16 protein-coding genes are annotated in these 15,629 nt (G+C 62.1%); 5 read left to right on the top strand and 11 right to left on the bottom strand.

The window, feature by feature from the left end; genetic code table 11:
* Positions 1-2: 2 nt before the first annotated feature.
* From J5289_RS07085 to J5289_RS07065, 5 genes are all read right to left on the bottom strand, one after another.
* Positions 3-998 (bottom strand): asparaginase, encoded by a 996-nt coding sequence (locus tag J5289_RS07085; RefSeq protein ID WP_209183160.1) that lies wholly within the window; start codon positions 996-998, stop codon positions 3-5.
* A gap of 116 nt (positions 999-1,114) precedes the next feature.
* Positions 1,115-2,113: an NAD(P)H-quinone oxidoreductase gene (locus tag J5289_RS07080; protein ID WP_209183159.1), complete on the bottom strand. Its 999-nt coding sequence runs from the start codon at positions 2,111-2,113 to the stop codon at positions 1,115-1,117.
* Positions 2,114-2,190: 77 nt separating this feature from the next.
* Positions 2,191-3,975 (bottom strand): GGDEF domain-containing protein, encoded by a 1,785-nt coding sequence (locus tag J5289_RS07075; protein WP_247749048.1) that lies wholly within the window; start codon positions 3,973-3,975, stop codon positions 2,191-2,193.
* Positions 3,976-4,160: 185 nt separating this feature from the next.
* Entirely contained in the window at positions 4,161-4,415 is a 255-nt protein-coding gene (locus J5289_RS07070) for a type II toxin-antitoxin system ParD family antitoxin (protein WP_209183157.1), read from the bottom strand.
* Positions 4,416-4,616: 201 nt separating this feature from the next.
* The gene (locus J5289_RS07065; protein WP_209183156.1) at positions 4,617-5,165 is read right to left on the bottom strand and encodes an HdeD family acid-resistance protein; all 549 of its coding nucleotides are present in this window, start codon (positions 5,163-5,165) and stop codon (positions 4,617-4,619) included.
* 169 nt (positions 5,166-5,334) lie between these two features.
* Between J5289_RS07065 and betI the strand changes: the two genes are divergently transcribed.
* From betI to betB, 3 genes are read left to right on the top strand one after another with little or no spacing between them, the layout of a single operon-like run.
* On the top strand, positions 5,335-5,934 hold the full coding sequence (gene betI / locus J5289_RS07060; protein ID WP_209183155.1) for a transcriptional regulator BetI: 600 nt from the start codon (positions 5,335-5,337) through the stop codon (positions 5,932-5,934).
* Positions 5,931-7,460: a choline-sulfatase gene (gene betC, locus J5289_RS07055; RefSeq protein WP_209183154.1), complete on the top strand. Its 1,530-nt coding sequence runs from the start codon at positions 5,931-5,933 to the stop codon at positions 7,458-7,460. Before betI ends, betC begins: the two co-directional genes overlap by 4 nt.
* Position 7,461: 1 nt before the next feature.
* The gene (betB, locus tag J5289_RS07050) at positions 7,462-8,925 is read left to right on the top strand and encodes a betaine-aldehyde dehydrogenase (protein WP_209206629.1); all 1,464 of its coding nucleotides are present in this window, start codon (positions 7,462-7,464) and stop codon (positions 8,923-8,925) included.
* A gap of 11 nt (positions 8,926-8,936) precedes the next feature.
* On the opposite strand, the gene J5289_RS07045 is transcribed toward betB, so the two are convergent.
* Positions 8,937-9,299, bottom strand: a complete 363-nt coding sequence (locus J5289_RS07045; protein WP_209187356.1) for a helix-turn-helix domain-containing protein — start codon at positions 9,297-9,299, stop codon at positions 8,937-8,939.
* A 6-nt stretch (positions 9,300-9,305) separates the two neighbouring features.
* A complete protein-coding gene (locus tag J5289_RS07040; RefSeq protein ID WP_209183151.1) occupies positions 9,306-9,551 on the bottom strand; it encodes a type II toxin-antitoxin system RelE/ParE family toxin in 246 nt (81 codons plus the stop codon).
* A 93-nt stretch (positions 9,552-9,644) separates the two neighbouring features.
* On the opposite strand from J5289_RS07040, the gene betA reads away from it, so the two are divergent.
* The gene (gene betA, locus J5289_RS07035; RefSeq protein ID WP_209206631.1) at positions 9,645-11,297 is read left to right on the top strand and encodes a choline dehydrogenase; all 1,653 of its coding nucleotides are present in this window, start codon (positions 9,645-9,647) and stop codon (positions 11,295-11,297) included.
* Positions 11,298-11,324: 27 nt separating this feature from the next.
* On the opposite strand, the gene J5289_RS07030 is transcribed toward betA, so the two are convergent.
* The 3 genes from J5289_RS07030 to J5289_RS07020 form a co-directional block, all read right to left on the bottom strand.
* The gene (locus tag J5289_RS07030) at positions 11,325-12,383 is read right to left on the bottom strand and encodes a LacI family DNA-binding transcriptional regulator (RefSeq protein ID WP_209183149.1); all 1,059 of its coding nucleotides are present in this window, start codon (positions 12,381-12,383) and stop codon (positions 11,325-11,327) included.
* Positions 12,384-12,937: 554 nt separating this feature from the next.
* A complete protein-coding gene (locus J5289_RS07025; protein WP_209183148.1) occupies positions 12,938-13,237 on the bottom strand; it encodes a type II toxin-antitoxin system RelE/ParE family toxin in 300 nt (99 codons plus the stop codon).
* A complete protein-coding gene (locus tag J5289_RS07020) occupies positions 13,234-13,509 on the bottom strand; it encodes a YlcI/YnfO family protein (RefSeq protein WP_209183147.1) in 276 nt (91 codons plus the stop codon). The genes J5289_RS07025 and J5289_RS07020 overlap by 4 nt, the downstream gene beginning before the upstream one ends.
* Before the next feature lie 183 nt (positions 13,510-13,692).
* Here J5289_RS07020 and J5289_RS07015 point away from each other — a divergent pair, with 183 nt between their 5' ends.
* Entirely contained in the window at positions 13,693-15,060 is a 1,368-nt protein-coding gene (locus J5289_RS07015; protein ID WP_209206632.1) for a chloride channel protein, read from the top strand.
* Here the strand turns inward: J5289_RS07015 and J5289_RS07010 are convergent, their stop codons facing one another.
* On the bottom strand, positions 15,061-15,507 hold the full coding sequence (locus J5289_RS07010; RefSeq protein WP_142824480.1) for an Rrf2 family transcriptional regulator: 447 nt from the start codon (positions 15,505-15,507) through the stop codon (positions 15,061-15,063). It lies immediately after the preceding gene.
* Between the last annotated feature and the right edge of the window lie 122 nt (positions 15,508-15,629).

Genomic DNA, 15,629 nt, shown 5'->3' with positions numbered 1-15,629 from the left:
GCTTAGATCGTCGCCCGGACGTCGCCGACGTGAATGCCGTTCCAGTTGTGCATCGACTTTGTCGCCATGGCCATCAGGCCGGCGTGGATCTCGCCATCGGTCTCGAAAAAGCGGGCGAGCGTTGCGGCGATCATTGCCTCGGCTGCGCGGCCGGTGCCATCGTCGCACTTGACGGCGATGGCGACGCCCTGTTCCGGGATGGCAGCGCAGAACACGCCCTCGGCGCCGGTCTTGCAGAAGATCTTGCCGGGTGCGATCTGCATCAGTTCCGTGCAGGCGCGGCCGCTGCCGGCGACATAGAAGGGCTCAGCCATGCAGGCCTCGATCAGCCGGCGCGAGGCCTTGGCACGCAACGCGCCGAGACCCTGGCCGGTCGCCATCTTCGCAAAGCCGTGCGCGAGAGCGCGCAGCGGCACGGCATAGGTCGGGATCGAGCAGCCGTCCGTGCCACAGACGTCGGCGCCGAGTGTGGCACCGGTCAGGTCTTGCATCGTGTCGCGGATTTGCTGCTGCAGCGGATGCTCGTAGCCGACGTAGCCCTTGCTATCGATGCCCTGGTGGCAGCAGGCGCAGACGAAACCGGAGTGCTTGCCGGAGCAATTGTTGTGGAGCGCCGTCGGCTTCTCCAGCGTGCGGGCCTGGTGGATCAGGGTCTTCTGGTTGGAAGACCAGTGGGCGCCGCATTCCAGCGCCTCGACATCGCGGCCAGCGCGCGCCAGCATCGAGGCTGCCAGCGCCACATGCTCGTCTTCGCCATTGTGGGAGGAACAGGCCAGCGCCAGTTCCTTGTGGCCGAAACCATAGGCATCGGCAGCGCCGCTTTCGACCAGCGGCAGGGCCTGCATCGCCTTGCAGGCGGAGCGCGGAAACACGCCGGCATCGATATCGCCGCGTGAAAACACCACGCCGCCATCACCGTCGACGACAACGATCGTGCCGCGATGACGGCTCTCGACAAGCAAACCACGGGTAACTTCGACGGTGACGGGATTGGTCATGATGGCATCCGATGCTGGTGGGGTCGAGCGGTGATAGCGTTTGGGGCGACGCTTGCCAACCGTCATCGCGCCAACGTTCGCGCTGCCCCCGGCTCACAAGAGGCCGATGCGTCCGCTCATTCCATGCGGAGCATGATCTTGCCGATGTGGCTGCTGGTTTCCATCATCTTGTGGGCTTCGACGACATCCTCGAAGGCAAATGTGTGGTGGATCAGCGGGGCGATGGTGCCGGCATCCAGCAGCGGCCAGACCTGCGACAGGAGATCGTCGCGGATAGCGCGCTTTTCTTCCGCCGTGCGCGGCCGCATCGTCGAGCCCGTGACCGTCAGGCGCTTGACCATGATCGGCGCCAGGTTGACCTTCTCGGCGATTGAGCCGCTGAGGAAGGCGATGATCGACAGACACCCGTCCTTGGCAAGGGCAGCAAGGTTCTTTTCCAGATAGGCCGCACCGACCATGTCGAGAACGATGTCGACGCCGCTTTCTGTCTCCGCCTTGATGACCTGGACGAAATCCTCGTCGCGGTAGTTGATCGCCCGCTTGGCGCCGATCCTGACGCAGGCGTCGCATTTATCCTTGGAGCCGGCCGTGGTGAAGACCTCGGCGCCGAAAGCGCAGGCAAGCTGGATTGCCGTGGTGCCGATGCCGCTGGAGCCACCGTGTATGAGGACGCTCTCGCCCTCGGTCAGCCCCGCCATCTGGAAGAGATTAGCCCAGACGGTGAAGTAGTTTTCCGGCAGCGCCGCAGCGCGAACTGCGTCGTAGCCGTTCGGGAAGCGCAGCGCCTGGGAGGCGGGAACGGCACAGTATTCGGCATAGGCGCCGCCATTGGCGAGCCCGCAGATCTTGTTGCCGATGGCAAATTCGGTGACGCCGGGTGCGACATCGACGACCTCGCCGGACACTTCAAGACCGAGGATCGGGCTTGCATCCTTCGGGGCCGGATAGTTTCCCTGACGCTGGGCGACATCGGGGCGGTTGACGCCTATTGCCTCGACCCGCACGAGAACCTCGCCGGGCTTCAGCACCGGCAGCGGCTTGCGGACAATGGTCATCACCTCGGGGGCGCCGAAGGACGGCAGGTCGACGCAGCGCATATCAGTTGGCAAAGGCATCTGGCTCTCCATGACATCAGGGAGAGACGCACATAGGTCAGCGGGAGCGGAAATAAAAGGCGCGACGTCGTGGGGCGTCAATTGGTCTCGCAGAGTTGTTCGAAAACCAGACCGCTGGCGCTTTCCTTGGCCTTGGTCTTCAGGCCGGCGATGCGCTTGCTCACATTGCCGATGTCGTCGATAACCGTGCCTTCCGGCAATTCGACGACGCCGATCGAGCAGCGCATCAGCGAGAATATCGTTTCCGCGCCGCTGCGGTCATGGCCGGTGATATAGCCACGCTCCCGGTCGTCGGACGGATAAAGTGCGGCGACATCGTTGCTGAAGTCGGCGCGCAGCCGGTCGAGCGTCTCGGTCAGTTCCTCGCGGCTGCCCCCGATGACGCCAATGAAAAAGTCATCGCCGCCGACATGGCCAAGGAAATGAGTGCCCAGCAGGAAATGGCGGCGCATCAGGGCTGCAAACAGCGAGATGGCATGATCGCCGATGTGGAAACCGTATGCATCGTTGAACGGCTTGAAGGCATCGAAGTCGCAATAGCAGAAATAGCGGATGGCATCGACCGTGCCGCCGGCCGTCATGCGCATGAAATCGCGGATCGCATGGTTGCCCGGCAGGCCGGTCAGCGGGTTCTGGTCCTGCGCCGTCTTCAACTGCTTTTCGGTCATCGCCTTGACCAGCGATGCGGCGGAGACGACGCCGGCATAGCGCAGGTCCTCGATGACGACGAGGCAGGTAGCATCGTCGACATCGGCGAAGATCCCCATCAGGTCATCGACGGTCGAATTGATGCTGACGACGGGCGCTGGCTCCATGAAATGCGAAATGGTCCGCTCATAGGCCTTGTTCTTCAGCAGATCCCGGCCGAAAGGCTGATAGATATAGGCCTTCAGGCTGTATTCGTGGATGATGCCGCGCGGCTCGTTGTTGGCATTCAGCACCGGGAAATAAGCCTGTCGCGGATTGCGACGGAAGAGTTCGAACACCGTATCGATCGGCTCGTTTTCGAACACGGTCGGCAGAACCTCGATCTGCTTGCGGATGAGGATGTCGTCGAGCGACTGCAGGGGCGTGGCGGTCGATTTGTGATCGGGAAAATGCGACAGGCGCGGATGCCACTGGCTGACATCGGCCATCGGCCGGGCGATAAGCCAGCCCTGGGCCATATCGACGCCGAGATCCCGGCAAACCGCCAGTTCGCCTTCGGTCTCGATGCCTTCGGCGATGACGCGGGCGCCCAGCATGTGAGCCATGGAGACGGCGCTTTTCAGGAAATGCCGTTTGCGCATCGCGGTATCGGCGCCGGTGACGAAATGCCGGTCGACCTTGATATAGTCCACCACCTGGTCGCACAGCAGCCGCATTTCCGAATGACCGACGCCGAAATCGTCGATAGCCAGCTTGAAACCGGACTTGCGCATGTAGGCGATCAGGCCGGCGATCTCCGGAAACGCACTGTTGTCGAAGCGCTCGGAAAACTCGAAGCAGACGGAAGACGGCGGAATGCACCGCGTCTTCAAAAGCTGCAGCAAACCCTCGACCAGCAGCAGGCCTTGCGGAATGAGCCGGGCGTCAAGATTGAGGAAAAGCGTCGCCTCGGCCCGGTTCGGGAGACTGGAGAAGGCGCCAAGCGCCAGCCGCTCCATCATCTGTTCGAGCCCGAACAACTGGCCGGTGCGCTCGGCCTCGTCGAGAGCGGCGATGGGGTCAGCAAAACCGATCCGGTCATGGCCGCGCATCAGCGCTTCATAACCGAAGACCGCAGCGGTGCGGATATCGACGATCGGCTGGAAGGCGGTTTCTATGAGCGTCCATCTGGCGGCATCGAAGGGATGGCGCCGCACTGCCACCTCCTTGACCATACTCCCAGACATGCTCGTCTCCACTGCCCCACGCGATGTCGCTGTGGTTGAAGATGGTTGTCAGGCGTCAATAAAAGCTTTCCGGTTCGTGAAGTTTTGATGACAAAAAGCCCTATCCCGGCGTTCAGGCCGGCATGCACCAACCTACAGGAATAGTTTAGCTTTTTGGCCTTCACGCAGCAGCTTCAATTGTGGGCCGCAACCGATGCGTCGAAGTCGGCCAGCATATCGGCGACGCGCCTGTCGTCCCTGCCGGCTCCATCGGGCAAACCCGTCGCCAGATGGTGTGCATCGCAGAGATCGCCGCGCTTGCGTGCCGCGTCCCACATGCGCAGCGCCTCGCGCACGACTTCGCTGCCGGATGCGTAATTGCCGTTGTCGACGGCGGCGCGGATGCCGGCGACTTGCATTGGAGAGATGGAAACAGTGACCATAGGCATGACATTGCCTCTCTTTGCCGTGTCTGGCCGAAGAACTGCCAGATCCGCGCAGGCATCATGCCTGCGTTCAAGGTTCACTCGGGTTCACTCAAGGGTGGCTTGCGGCGGGAGATACGGGCCTCACGCTGTGCTGCCACGCTTTCACGTTATGCCTGCGCGCCAAGCTTGTCAAAAGGCGGAACCAACGGGCGATTTCTTCTATCAGCGCCTGAGGCCAAGCCCGAAGGCGATCAGCGTCCAGCCCTGGAACATCAGGTCGACGGCGAGGAACAGGCCGAGGATCCACAGGCTGTTGACGGGCCAGCCGAGCGCGACCACGAAGCCTGCCACCATCGTCACGATGCCGCTGAGGAGAATGAACCCCCAGCCCTTCGCCGGCTTCATCCTGCGGCCGACCCAGATGCGCAGGACGCCGGCAATGACCAGTGCTATTGCAAGCATCAGGGTAAAGACCGCCGAGGCCAGCAGCGGGTTCATGAAGGCGAAGATGCCGGCCAGCGTGTAGAGCAGACCGCTGAGGATCCATGGAAGGCTATGCTCCCAACCCCGCACCTGAAAGGCATGAATGAGATAGACGATACCGCCGAGCAGCATCAGCATCCCGACGTAGTAGACCGAGACGACGGTGGCGACGAAGAGGTTGCCGAAGGCGATGCCGCTCAGCAGCAACAAGAGGACGCCCAGCGCCACGAACCAGCCCCACTTGGCATGGGCGGAGGCGTGCGGCAGTTCGTTCAAACCCATGACCATGACGACACCCGTTCCTGTTACTTTTACGTATCGTGAAATCCACGTCCGGAAACCCATCCTAGCGCAAAAAGCCTTCCGGGCACACTGATCGAAATCAATTCGCGGGCTTCCGATTTTTATTGATTGATGGCTCAATCAAAAATACGATGATCGTCATCAGGAGACGACGATGCCGAAAGTCGGAATGGAGCCAGTGCGTCGCGAGGCGCTCGTCAACGCCGCCCTCAGGGTGATCGGCGATCACGGATCGCTAAGCGTCACCATGTCCGAGATCGCCCGGGAAGCCGGTGTCTCGGCGGCACTGGCCCATCATTATTTCGGCAGCAAGGAGCGCCTGCTGCAGGCAACCATCCGCTCGCTTCTAAGCCAGTTGCGCAACGACACCGTGACGGCGCTCAAGGCGGCAGCAGGACCGCGCGAAAAGCTGTCGGCCATGATCCGCGTCAGTTTCCAGGCAAACCAGTTCGCCCCGGATACAATTGCCGCCTGGCTGGCCTTCTATGCCGAGGCGCAGCGCTCCGAGGAAACGCGGCGCTTCCTGGTGATCTATGCGCGCCGCTTGCGCTCCAACCTGCTCGCCAACCTCCGGCCGCTTTGCACTGCTGATGACGCGGAACGCATGGCCGAAGGCGCGGCTGCGATGATCGACGGGCTTTATATCCGGCAAAGTCTGCGCTCGGTGCCGACGGGTATCGAAGCCTCTATTGCGCTGACCGAAGACTACATCAACACTCATCTGACCGCCCTTGGCAAAGGATCGACGCCGTGACCGAGACCAAGCCGAATATCCTGATCATCATGGTCGACCAGCTCAACGGAAAGTTCTTTCCGGATGGTCCGGCGGAGTTCCTGCATGCGCCGCACCTCAAGGCACTGGCAGCCCGCTCGGCACGCTTTGCCAACAACTACACTTCGTCGCCGCTCTGCGCCCCTGCCCGCGCCTCGTTCATGGCCGGCCAGTTACCGAGCCGCACCCGTGTCTACGACAATGCCGCCGAATATGTCTCGTCGATCCCGACTTACGCCCATCACCTTCGCCGCGCCGGCTACTACACGGCGCTGTCCGGCAAGATGCATTTCGTCGGGCCCGACCAGTTGCACGGCTTTGAGGAGCGGCTGACGACGGATATCTATCCGGCCGATTTCGGCTGGACGCCGGATTACCGCAAGCCGGGCGAGCGCATCGACTGGTGGTATCACAATCTCGGCTCGGTGACCGGTGCCGGCGTCGCCGAGATCACCAACCAGATGGAATATGACGACGAGGTGGCGTTTCTGGCAAACCAGAAACTCTATCATCTCAGCCGTGAGAACGACGACCAGAGCCGCAGGCCGTGGTGCCTGACGGTGTCCTTCACCCATCCGCACGACCCCTACGTCGCGCGCCGGAAATACTGGGATCTCTACGAGGGCTCAGACCAGCTGATGCCCGAAGTCGGGATGCTGACGGACGAGCAGCAGGACCCGCATTCGAAACGCATCATCCACTCCTGCGACTATAAGAATTTCGAGGTCACGGAGGAGCACATCCGCCGCTCCCGCCAGGCCTATTTCGCCAATATCTCCTATCTCGACGACAAGGTCGGCGAGCTCATTGACACTTTGACGCGCACGCGGATGCTCGACAACACGCTCATCCTGTTCTGTTCGGACCACGGGGACATGCTCGGCGAGCGCGGGCTTTGGTTCAAGATGAACTTCTTCGAGGGCTCCTCACGGGTGCCGCTGATGATGGCCGGCCCCGGCGTCACCCCGGGGCTGCATCTGGCGCCGACTTCCAACCTCGACGTGACTCCCACCATGGCCGACCTTGCCGGCATATCCATGGAGGAGATCATGCCCTGGACAGACGGCATGAGCCTGAGGCCTGTCATCAATGGCGGCGAGCGCACCGAGCCGGTACTGATGGAATATGCGGCGGAAGGCTCCTACGCGCCGCTCGTCTGCATTCGCGAGGGCAAGTGGAAATACATCCACTGCATGCTCGACCCTGATCTTCTCTACGACCTCGACACCGACCCGCTGGAACTCACCAATCTCGCCGACGATCCGGACTTTGCCGAAGTCGTCGCCCTGTTCCGGCGCAAGCGCGAGGAACGTTGGGACATGGGCGCCTTCGACGCCGCGGTGCGCGAAAGTCAGGCGCGACGCTGGGTCGTCTACGAGGCGCTGCGCAACGGCTCCTACTATCCCTGGGACTACCAGCCGCTGCAGAAGGCCTCGGAGCGCTACATGCGCAACCACATGAACCTCGATACCCTCGAAGAATCCAAACGCTATCCGCGCGGAGAATAAGATGAAAGCCCAACCGAAAGCCTCGCACTTCATCGATGGCGAATATGTGGAGGATCCGGCGGGAGCGGTGTTCGAAAGCCTCTATCCGGCCACCGGCGAAGTCATCGCCCGGCTGCATGCGGCAACGCCGGCCATCATCGAGAAGGCGATCGCCTCGGCCAAGCGTGCCCAGCCGGAATGGGCGGCAATGAGCCCGACGGCGCGCGGTCGCATCCTAAAGCGCGCCGCCGACATCATGCGGGAACGCAATCGCGAACTGTCGGAACTGGAGACGCTGGATACGGGCAAGCCGATCCAGGAGACGATCGTCGCCGACCCGACCTCGGGCGCCGACAGTTTCGAGTTTTTCGGCGGCGTCATCGCAGCCGGCCTGAACGGCAGCTACATCCCGCTCGGCGGCGACTTCGCCTACACCAAGCGCGTCCCGCTCGGCGTCTGCGTCGGCATCGGCGCGTGGAACTACCCGCAGCAGATCGCCTGCTGGAAGGGTGCGCCGGCGCTGGCCTGCGGCGATGCGATGGTCTTCAAGCCATCGGAAAATACGCCGCTGGGGGCGCTGAAGATCGCCGAAATCCTGCATGAAGCCGGGCTTCCGAAGGGCCTCTACAACGTCATACAGGGCGACCGCGATACCGGGCCGCTGCTGGTCAACCATCCCGATGTCGCCAAGGTGTCGCTGACCGGCTCGGTGCCGACGGGCCGCAAGGTGGCAGCGGCGGCCGCCGGCAGCCTGAAGCATGTGACGATGGAACTCGGCGGGAAATCGCCGCTGATCGTCTTCGACGATGCCGATATCGACAGCGCCATCGGCGGCGCCATGCTCGGAAACTTCTATTCGACCGGCCAGGTCTGCTCGAACGGCACCCGCGTCTTCGTCCATACCGCGATCAAGGCCGAGTTCCTGAAGCGCCTGAAGGCGCGCACCGAGGCGATGGTGATCGGCGATCCCATGGACGAGGCGACGCAGGTCGGGCCGATGGTGTCGCTCGCCCAGCGCGACAAAGTGCTCGCCTATATCGCGGCAGGCAAGGCCGAGGGCGCCACGCTGGTTGCCGGCGGCGGCATCCCCAGCAACGTCGCCAGTGAAGGCTATTACATCCAGCCGACGGTGTTTGCCGATGTCACCGACACCATGACCATCGCCCGCGAAGAGATCTTCGGGCCTGTCATGTGCGTGCTCGATTTCGATGACGAAGAGGCGGTCATCGCGCGGGCCAACGGCACCGAGTTCGGCCTCTCCGGCGGCGTCTTCACCGCCGATATCACCCGCGCCCATCGCATCGTCGACCGGCTTGAAGCCGGAACGTTGTGGATCAACACCTACAATCTTTGCCCGGTCGAAATCCCCTTCGGCGGCTCCAAGCAATCCGGCTTCGGCCGCGAGAATTCACTGGCAGCGCTGGAGCATTATTCCGAGCTGAAAACGGTGTATGTGGCCATGGGCAAGGTCGAGGCGCCGTATTGACCATGGATGGATCAGTCCGCCACGTTGACGACGAGATCGTCGAGATCGACCTTGAGGGCGTTAGCGATACGCTTCAGGACATCGACACTGCCGGTTTTTTTGCCTGCCTCGATCTCAGAGAGATAGGGCTGCGAAATTCCGGCGGCCGTGGCAAGTTCGGTAACAGTCATGCGGCGATAGTTTCGGAAGATACGAACGGCATTTCCGCCATTGGCACGCGCCTCAACGATCTCCAAGGGCCAGGTTTCTTCTCCTGCAGAAATCCCGGCCAGGACAGCATTCGCCCTCAGTCCATCGACGAGATCCTCATAATCCTCTTCACTCAACAGCACATAGGGTTTGCCGTCGATTTCGAACCTCTTGATATCGCCCATTGTGGATCACTCCTTGTAGATACTGCCCCGCGGACCGGCATCGATGACCACGACAATCCTACCCTTGTCGTCGATGATGACGCGATCCTGTCCGACCCTGATACGGTAGAGATTTCCGCCTTTCATCTTCTTGATGTCGACAATCTCTCCGCGCGCATAGGCTTTGACTTTTTCAATAATCGCCAGCCGCCGTTTTGGCTGCATGCGCATAAGTGCTTTGTCGGCAAGTCGGGATACGACAACGTCCTTCATTCCGACACCATCGCCCTGAGCTATACCGCCTTCAACAATGATAGCGCATCGCGATACATTTGTCGCCCTTTTCCATAGACGTCTGGAGCCCCTATGCAGCAAGCAGATTTCGTCATCATCGGGTCCGGTTCGGCAGGGTCGGCCATGGCTTATCGGCTGTCGGAAGACAGCAGGCATTCGGTGATCGTGCTGGAATATGGAGGCACGGACTTCGGGCCGTTCATCCAGATGCCGGCGGCGCTCGCCTGGCCGATGAGCATGGATCGCTACAACTGGGGATATCACTCCGAGCCGGAGCCTCACCTGAAGAACCGGCGGATCACCGCGCCGCGCGGAAAGGTGCTCGGCGGCTCCTCGTCGATCAACGGCATGGTGTATGTGCGCGGCCATTCCGAAGACTTCAACCGCTGGGAGGAGCTTGGCGCGCGGGGCTGGGCCTATGCCGACGTGCTGCCCTACTTCAAGCGCATGGAAAACAGCCATGGCGGCGAAGAGGGCTGGCGGGGCACCGACGGGCCGCTGCATGTACAGCGCGGCGGCTTCACCAATCCCCTGTTCCACGCCTTCGTGGAGGCCGGCAAGCAGGCAGGTTTCGAGACCACCGACGACTATAACGGCTCGAAGCAGGAAGGTTTCGGGCTGATGGAGCAGACCATCTACAAGGGCCGCCGCTGGTCGGCCGCCAATGCCTATCTGCGCCCTGCCCTGAAGCGGCCGAACGTCACACTGATCCGCTGCCTTGCCCGGAAGATCGTCATCGAGAATGGCCGTGCCACCGGCGTCGAGATCGAGCGCGGCGGCAAGATCGAGGTTGTCAAGGCCAACCGGGAAGTGATCGTGGCTGCATCTTCGTTCAATTCGCCAAAGCTGCTGATGCTGTCGGGCATCGGGCCGGCAGCGCATCTGAAGGAGATGGGCATCGAGGTAAAGGTCGACAGGCCGGGCGTCGGCGCCAACCTGCAGGATCACATGGAGTTCTATTTCCAGCAGGTTTCGACCAAACCGGTATCGCTCTATTCCTGGCTGCCATGGTTCTGGCAGGGCGTGGCGGGGGCGCAGTGGCTTTTTACCCGCTCGGGACTTGGCACCTCCAACCAGTTCGAGGCCTGCGCCTTCCTGCGCTCGGCGCCCGGCATCAAGCAGCCCGACATCCAGTATCATTTCCTGCCCGTGGCCATCAGCTATGACGGCAAGGCGGCCGCCAAGAGCCACGGGTTCCAGGTCCACGTCGGCTACAACCTGTCGAAGTCCCGCGGTGCCGTGACGCTGCGCTCCTCCGACCCGAAGGCCGATCCGGTGATCCGCTTCAACTATATGAGCCATCCGGAAGACTGGGAGAAATTCCGCCACTGCGTCCGGCTGACGCGCGAGATTTTCGGCCAGAAGGCCTTCGACCACTACCGGGGACCTGAAATCCAGCCGGGCGCCGAGGTGACCACAGACGAGCAGATCGACGCCTTCCTGCGCGAACACCTGGAAAGCGCCTATCACCCCTGCGGCACCTGCAAGATGGGATCGAAAGACGACCCGATGGCCGTCGTCGACCCCGAAACGCGCGTCATCGGCGTCGACGGCCTGCGCGTCGCGGACTCGTCGATCTTCCCGTCGCTGACATACGGCAACCTCAACGGCCCATCGATCATGGCCGGCGAAAAAGCCGCCGACCACATCCTCGGCCGCCAGCCGCTCGCCCGCTCCAACCAGCAACCCTGGACCAACCCGCGCGCTGACATCAGCGACCGGTAATCCTGTCTCGACGGCCGCGCCTTTGGCCTATCGCCCGGGCGCGGCTGTGCTTTTGCGGACGACCAGTTCGACCGCCATGACATCCCCATCCGCCGGCATGGTGGCGTCGAGTATGGACGCCACCGCGCGTCGCGCGATTTCCGGCAGCGGCTGGACTACGGTCGTCAAAGCGGGCTGTGACAGAGCCGCTTCCGGCACGCCGTCGAAGCCGACCACGGACACTTCGCCGGGCACGGCGATGCCACGAGCCGCGAGCCACTGCAGCGCCAGCATGGCGCTGTGGTCGGACATGGCCAAAACGGCGGTTGGCGGCGCAGGCATCGAGAACAGCGCCGTCATTGCAGCCTCGACCGTCGGCTGGTCGTTCAGCGTGCCGAAGACCGGCATATCGTCGGGCCCGATACCGAACGTCTCCATCCCTTGCCAGTAGCCACGCATCCGCTCCCGCATGCTGCCGCCCAAAACCTCGTCGATCCGCGAACGCGGCAACAGCCCCTGCGGAACATCGTGGTTTCCGATGGCCAGTATGGCGACATTCCTGTGGCCGAGTTCGCCCAGATGCCGCGCAGCCGCAGCCGCGCCCGCCCTGTTATCGACGCCGATCCGCGGGACCGAGGCGTCGTCCTCGCCAAGCGCCAGCGCGATGAAGGGCAACTGCCGCCGGCGTGTCAGGTCGACCAACCTTTCTCCACCTTCGACACAGAGCAGGATAAACCCGTCGACCAGGGCACTGTTGACATTCCAGGCCAGCTTTTCCTGGTTTTTCGCTGACACCAGCGCAATCCCGGTTCCGCTCTCATCGCAGACGTCGCCAATCGCCGTCATGATCGCTCGCGCCCAAGGATCTTCGAAAAAATAGGACAGCGGCTCGACCGTTGCCACGCCGATCGCATTGACGCGCCCTGCTCGCAGCAAGCGGCCCTTTACGTCAGGCCCCCTGTAGCCCAACGCGGCAGCGACCTTCAGGACATGCTCGCGGACCTGTTCGCGCACCACCTCAGGACGGTTGAAGACATTGGAGGCGGTCCCCTGCGAGACCTCCGCCACCCGCGCCACATCGGCAAGTTTTGCGCTCTTTTCCTTCATGCCCTACCCCTGCCTGCACCGAAAGCGAAGCATACCGCGCCGTTTGTATCGATTCAACTTTGGCTTGACAGGCCGACAGAGATGCATGAAATTGAATCGATTCAAAGACAATCAAGTCCTGTGTCAAACCGGGGGAAGCCTTCGTCATGCCACCCATCCCGAGCCTGTATGCGGATCTCTACATCGAGCGCTTCGGCGACCCGAACGATCCCGAGCCTGAAACGCCAATCCCGCCCCCGAAACCGCCTGCAGGTTTAGCAATTCGCCTGCTCAGGAGAATTTTAAGACGCGGCGCGCGCAAAAAGGCCACAGCATGGTCCTTCACACTGCCAATCGACCGGCGCTTTCGGTGAGAGATCGTCTGGCAGCGCGTTAACCAATGAAGTGCGAGTTCTGCTGGTATCATCGAGATCGACGAAAAGACTGAAGCCCCTTCGGTGAGCGGTCGTTGGCCTCAAGGCTCAGAAACCAGCATTTTAGAAAGCGGTCGCTGTGGCCGCTCCATGAGACAGGGGGCTGGATCGTCAAAGCAACATGGGCATCGATCGGCGGGCTCAGTGGTAGTCTTCTTCCCGCTGGTGGCGGATGGCCGCGACGGTGACTGTCTGGCTGTCCTCTATCTCGAACAGAAGCACATATCCGGCCGCGCCGAAGGGTACGACAAGCTCCCTTAAGAGAGAATCGCCGCCAGACGCTCGACGGCAGCTGAAAGGAAACGTTTCCAGCATGACCATGGCCTTTTCAATCGCCGCATAGGCCCGCACGGCAGCTTGTTCATCGCGCTGCAGCAGATAAGCGTATAGACGTTTGATATCTTCCCGGGCCTTTGCCGTCGTCCTGACCGCATAGGTCACAAGGAATGCTTTTCCGAAGACCTGGCATCGAGCATTCCCTTCAATTCGTCGAGAACCTCCTTCGAACTGAAATAAATTCCTGTTTTCTTTGCATCTTCAAGCGATGCCAGGCCGTGTGCGATAAACTGCGCCTGCGTGCGTCGGAAATCTATCTGTGCCCGGATAGAAGCCTCGACAAATGCCGACAGCGTCTCGCCGTCCTTCAAGACGCTCTCAGCCGCTGCGCGTAGTTCGGGATCGACGCGCAGTGACGGAAGGGATGCCGTTTTCATGAGCCGCTCCATGCGTTGCAATTGCGATGCATTGTAGAATGCAACAGGCGCTTGTCAAATAACGCGCGCTGACCCCGACCGATTCCAACTTGCAAGACGCGCCAGCGGGGTCGATAAGGGGGTCTTCGCCCAGAGGCTCAATTTGCCCGAACTCAGCCAGTTTTTCAGCAGTCCAGAGCTCCCATGCCCTCCTCCTCCTATCGAAAATCGAAGTTCCTGCGCCGCTCCCGTGCCGTGTGGGGGTCGCACGGGACGTGGCGGACGCGGCTGGTGTTCTGGGCGGGGGCTGTCGCCATCGGGCTGATCAGTGTCGGCTTTGCCAAGGCGGCTGACATGGCGCAGCGGCTTTTCGGTGCGGTGACGACCTCCGGCGACTGGGGGTTTCTGCTGCCTCTCGTCATCACCCCGGTCGGGTTCGTGCTGTCGGCGTGGCTTGCCATCACGCTGTTTCCGAATTCGCAGGGAAGCGGCATTCCGCAGGCGATTGCAGCGCGGCACCTGCATCAGGAGGATGACCGGGTGCGGCTGCTGTCGCTGCGGGTGGCGGCAGGGAAAATCCTGCTGACGATCCTCGGCCTGCTGTCGGGCGCCTCGATCGGTCGCGAGGGGCCGACTGTCCAGGTCGGCGCCGCCATCATGCTGGCCGCGGCGCGGTTCGGCGGCATGGCACAGGCACGCGGGCTGATCCTTGCGGGCTCCGCAGCCGGGATCGCGGCCGCCTTCAACACGCCGCTGGCCGGCATCGTCTTTGCCATCGAGGAAATGAGCCGAACCTACGAGGCCCGTGCCAACGGGCTGGTGCTGACGGCGGTGATCCTCGCCGGGCTTGCGGCTCTCGGGCTCTCCGGCAGCTACAACTATTTCGGCACGGCGGTGACGTCGCCGACTTTCCTTGCCGATTGGGGCCTGGTGCTGGTCTGCGGTATCGGCGGCGGCGCGCTCGGTGCCGGTTTCAGCGGCCTTGCCCTGCATTTTGGCCTGCGCATCCGCCGCTGGGCACAGCCGCAACCTCTCCTGCGCATGCTCATCATGGCCGGCGGCTGCGGGCTGGCGGTGGCTGTCATCGGCGTCATCTCCAAGGGCAATACGTTTGGTACCGGATACGAGCAGGCGCGCGGCGCTGTCGAGGGGCATTCGCTGCCGTTGCTGTTCTTCGTGGAAAAACTGCTGGCAAGCTTTTTGTCGATGATTTCAGGCATTCCGGGCGGGATCTTTGCGCCGTCGCTCGCAGTCGGCGCGGGTTTTGGCAGCACCGTCGGGCACCTCATGGGCACCAGCATCGCGCTTGCCGCCATCCTCGGGATGGCGGGCTATTTTGCCGGTGTCGTGCAGGCGCCGATGACGGCCTTCGTCATTATCCTCGAAATGACCGGCGATCATCAGGCGGTCATCCCGATCATGGCGGTGTCGATGCTGGGCTATGTGACGTCACGGATGTTGTCGCCGGAGCCGCTTTATCACGGGCTTTCGCGTGTCTACATCGCCGCCGCCATCCGCGCACGACGGACGCATGACAAGGATGCCGCGCGGACCGACGCAAGTTCCGCCTGATCAGGCCAGCAGCCTTGTGACCGTGGCGCTTTCCGGGCGGCGGATGGCGTCGGCGATGGTGGTGTTGAACAGGACCTTGCGCATGGCATCCGCGACCTTGGCGAAGACATGGTGGATTTCGCAACCCTGCTCGCCATCGCAATCGCTGCAGCGGCGATAGGCTGTCAGCGACAGACAGGGCAGCGGGGCGATAGGACCGTCGATGATGCGGAGGATTTCACCGAATGTGATCTCTTCGGCAGGTTTCAGCAACAGATAGCCGCCCTGCTTGCCGCGCCGGCTTTCGACGATGTCACGGTGCTTCAGCTCCAGCAGGATCTGCTCGAGGAATTTCTTCGGGATCTTCTGCTGTGCGGCGATCTCGGAGATCAGCATTGGCTCGCCTTGATCGGCACGCGCCAGGATGGCCAGCGCCCTCAATGCGTATTTTGCCTTCTGCGTGATCATCTGCAATGCCATTCATCCACGGCGCAGTGGCGCCTTTTGCTTGGTGAACACCCCTTTTGGCGCATGTTGCCTGAACCGGAATTGAACGCGTGCGGCCGAAACGGCTACAAAATTGAAGATTG

The sequence above is a fragment of the Rhizobium sp. B230/85 genome (assembly GCF_019355735.1).
GTDB classification, from domain to species: Bacteria; Pseudomonadota; Alphaproteobacteria; order Rhizobiales; family Rhizobiaceae; genus Rhizobium; species Rhizobium rhododendri.
The sequence above is the reverse complement of the archived record's forward strand: the minus strand, read 5'-3'. Positions and strand labels throughout refer to the sequence as shown.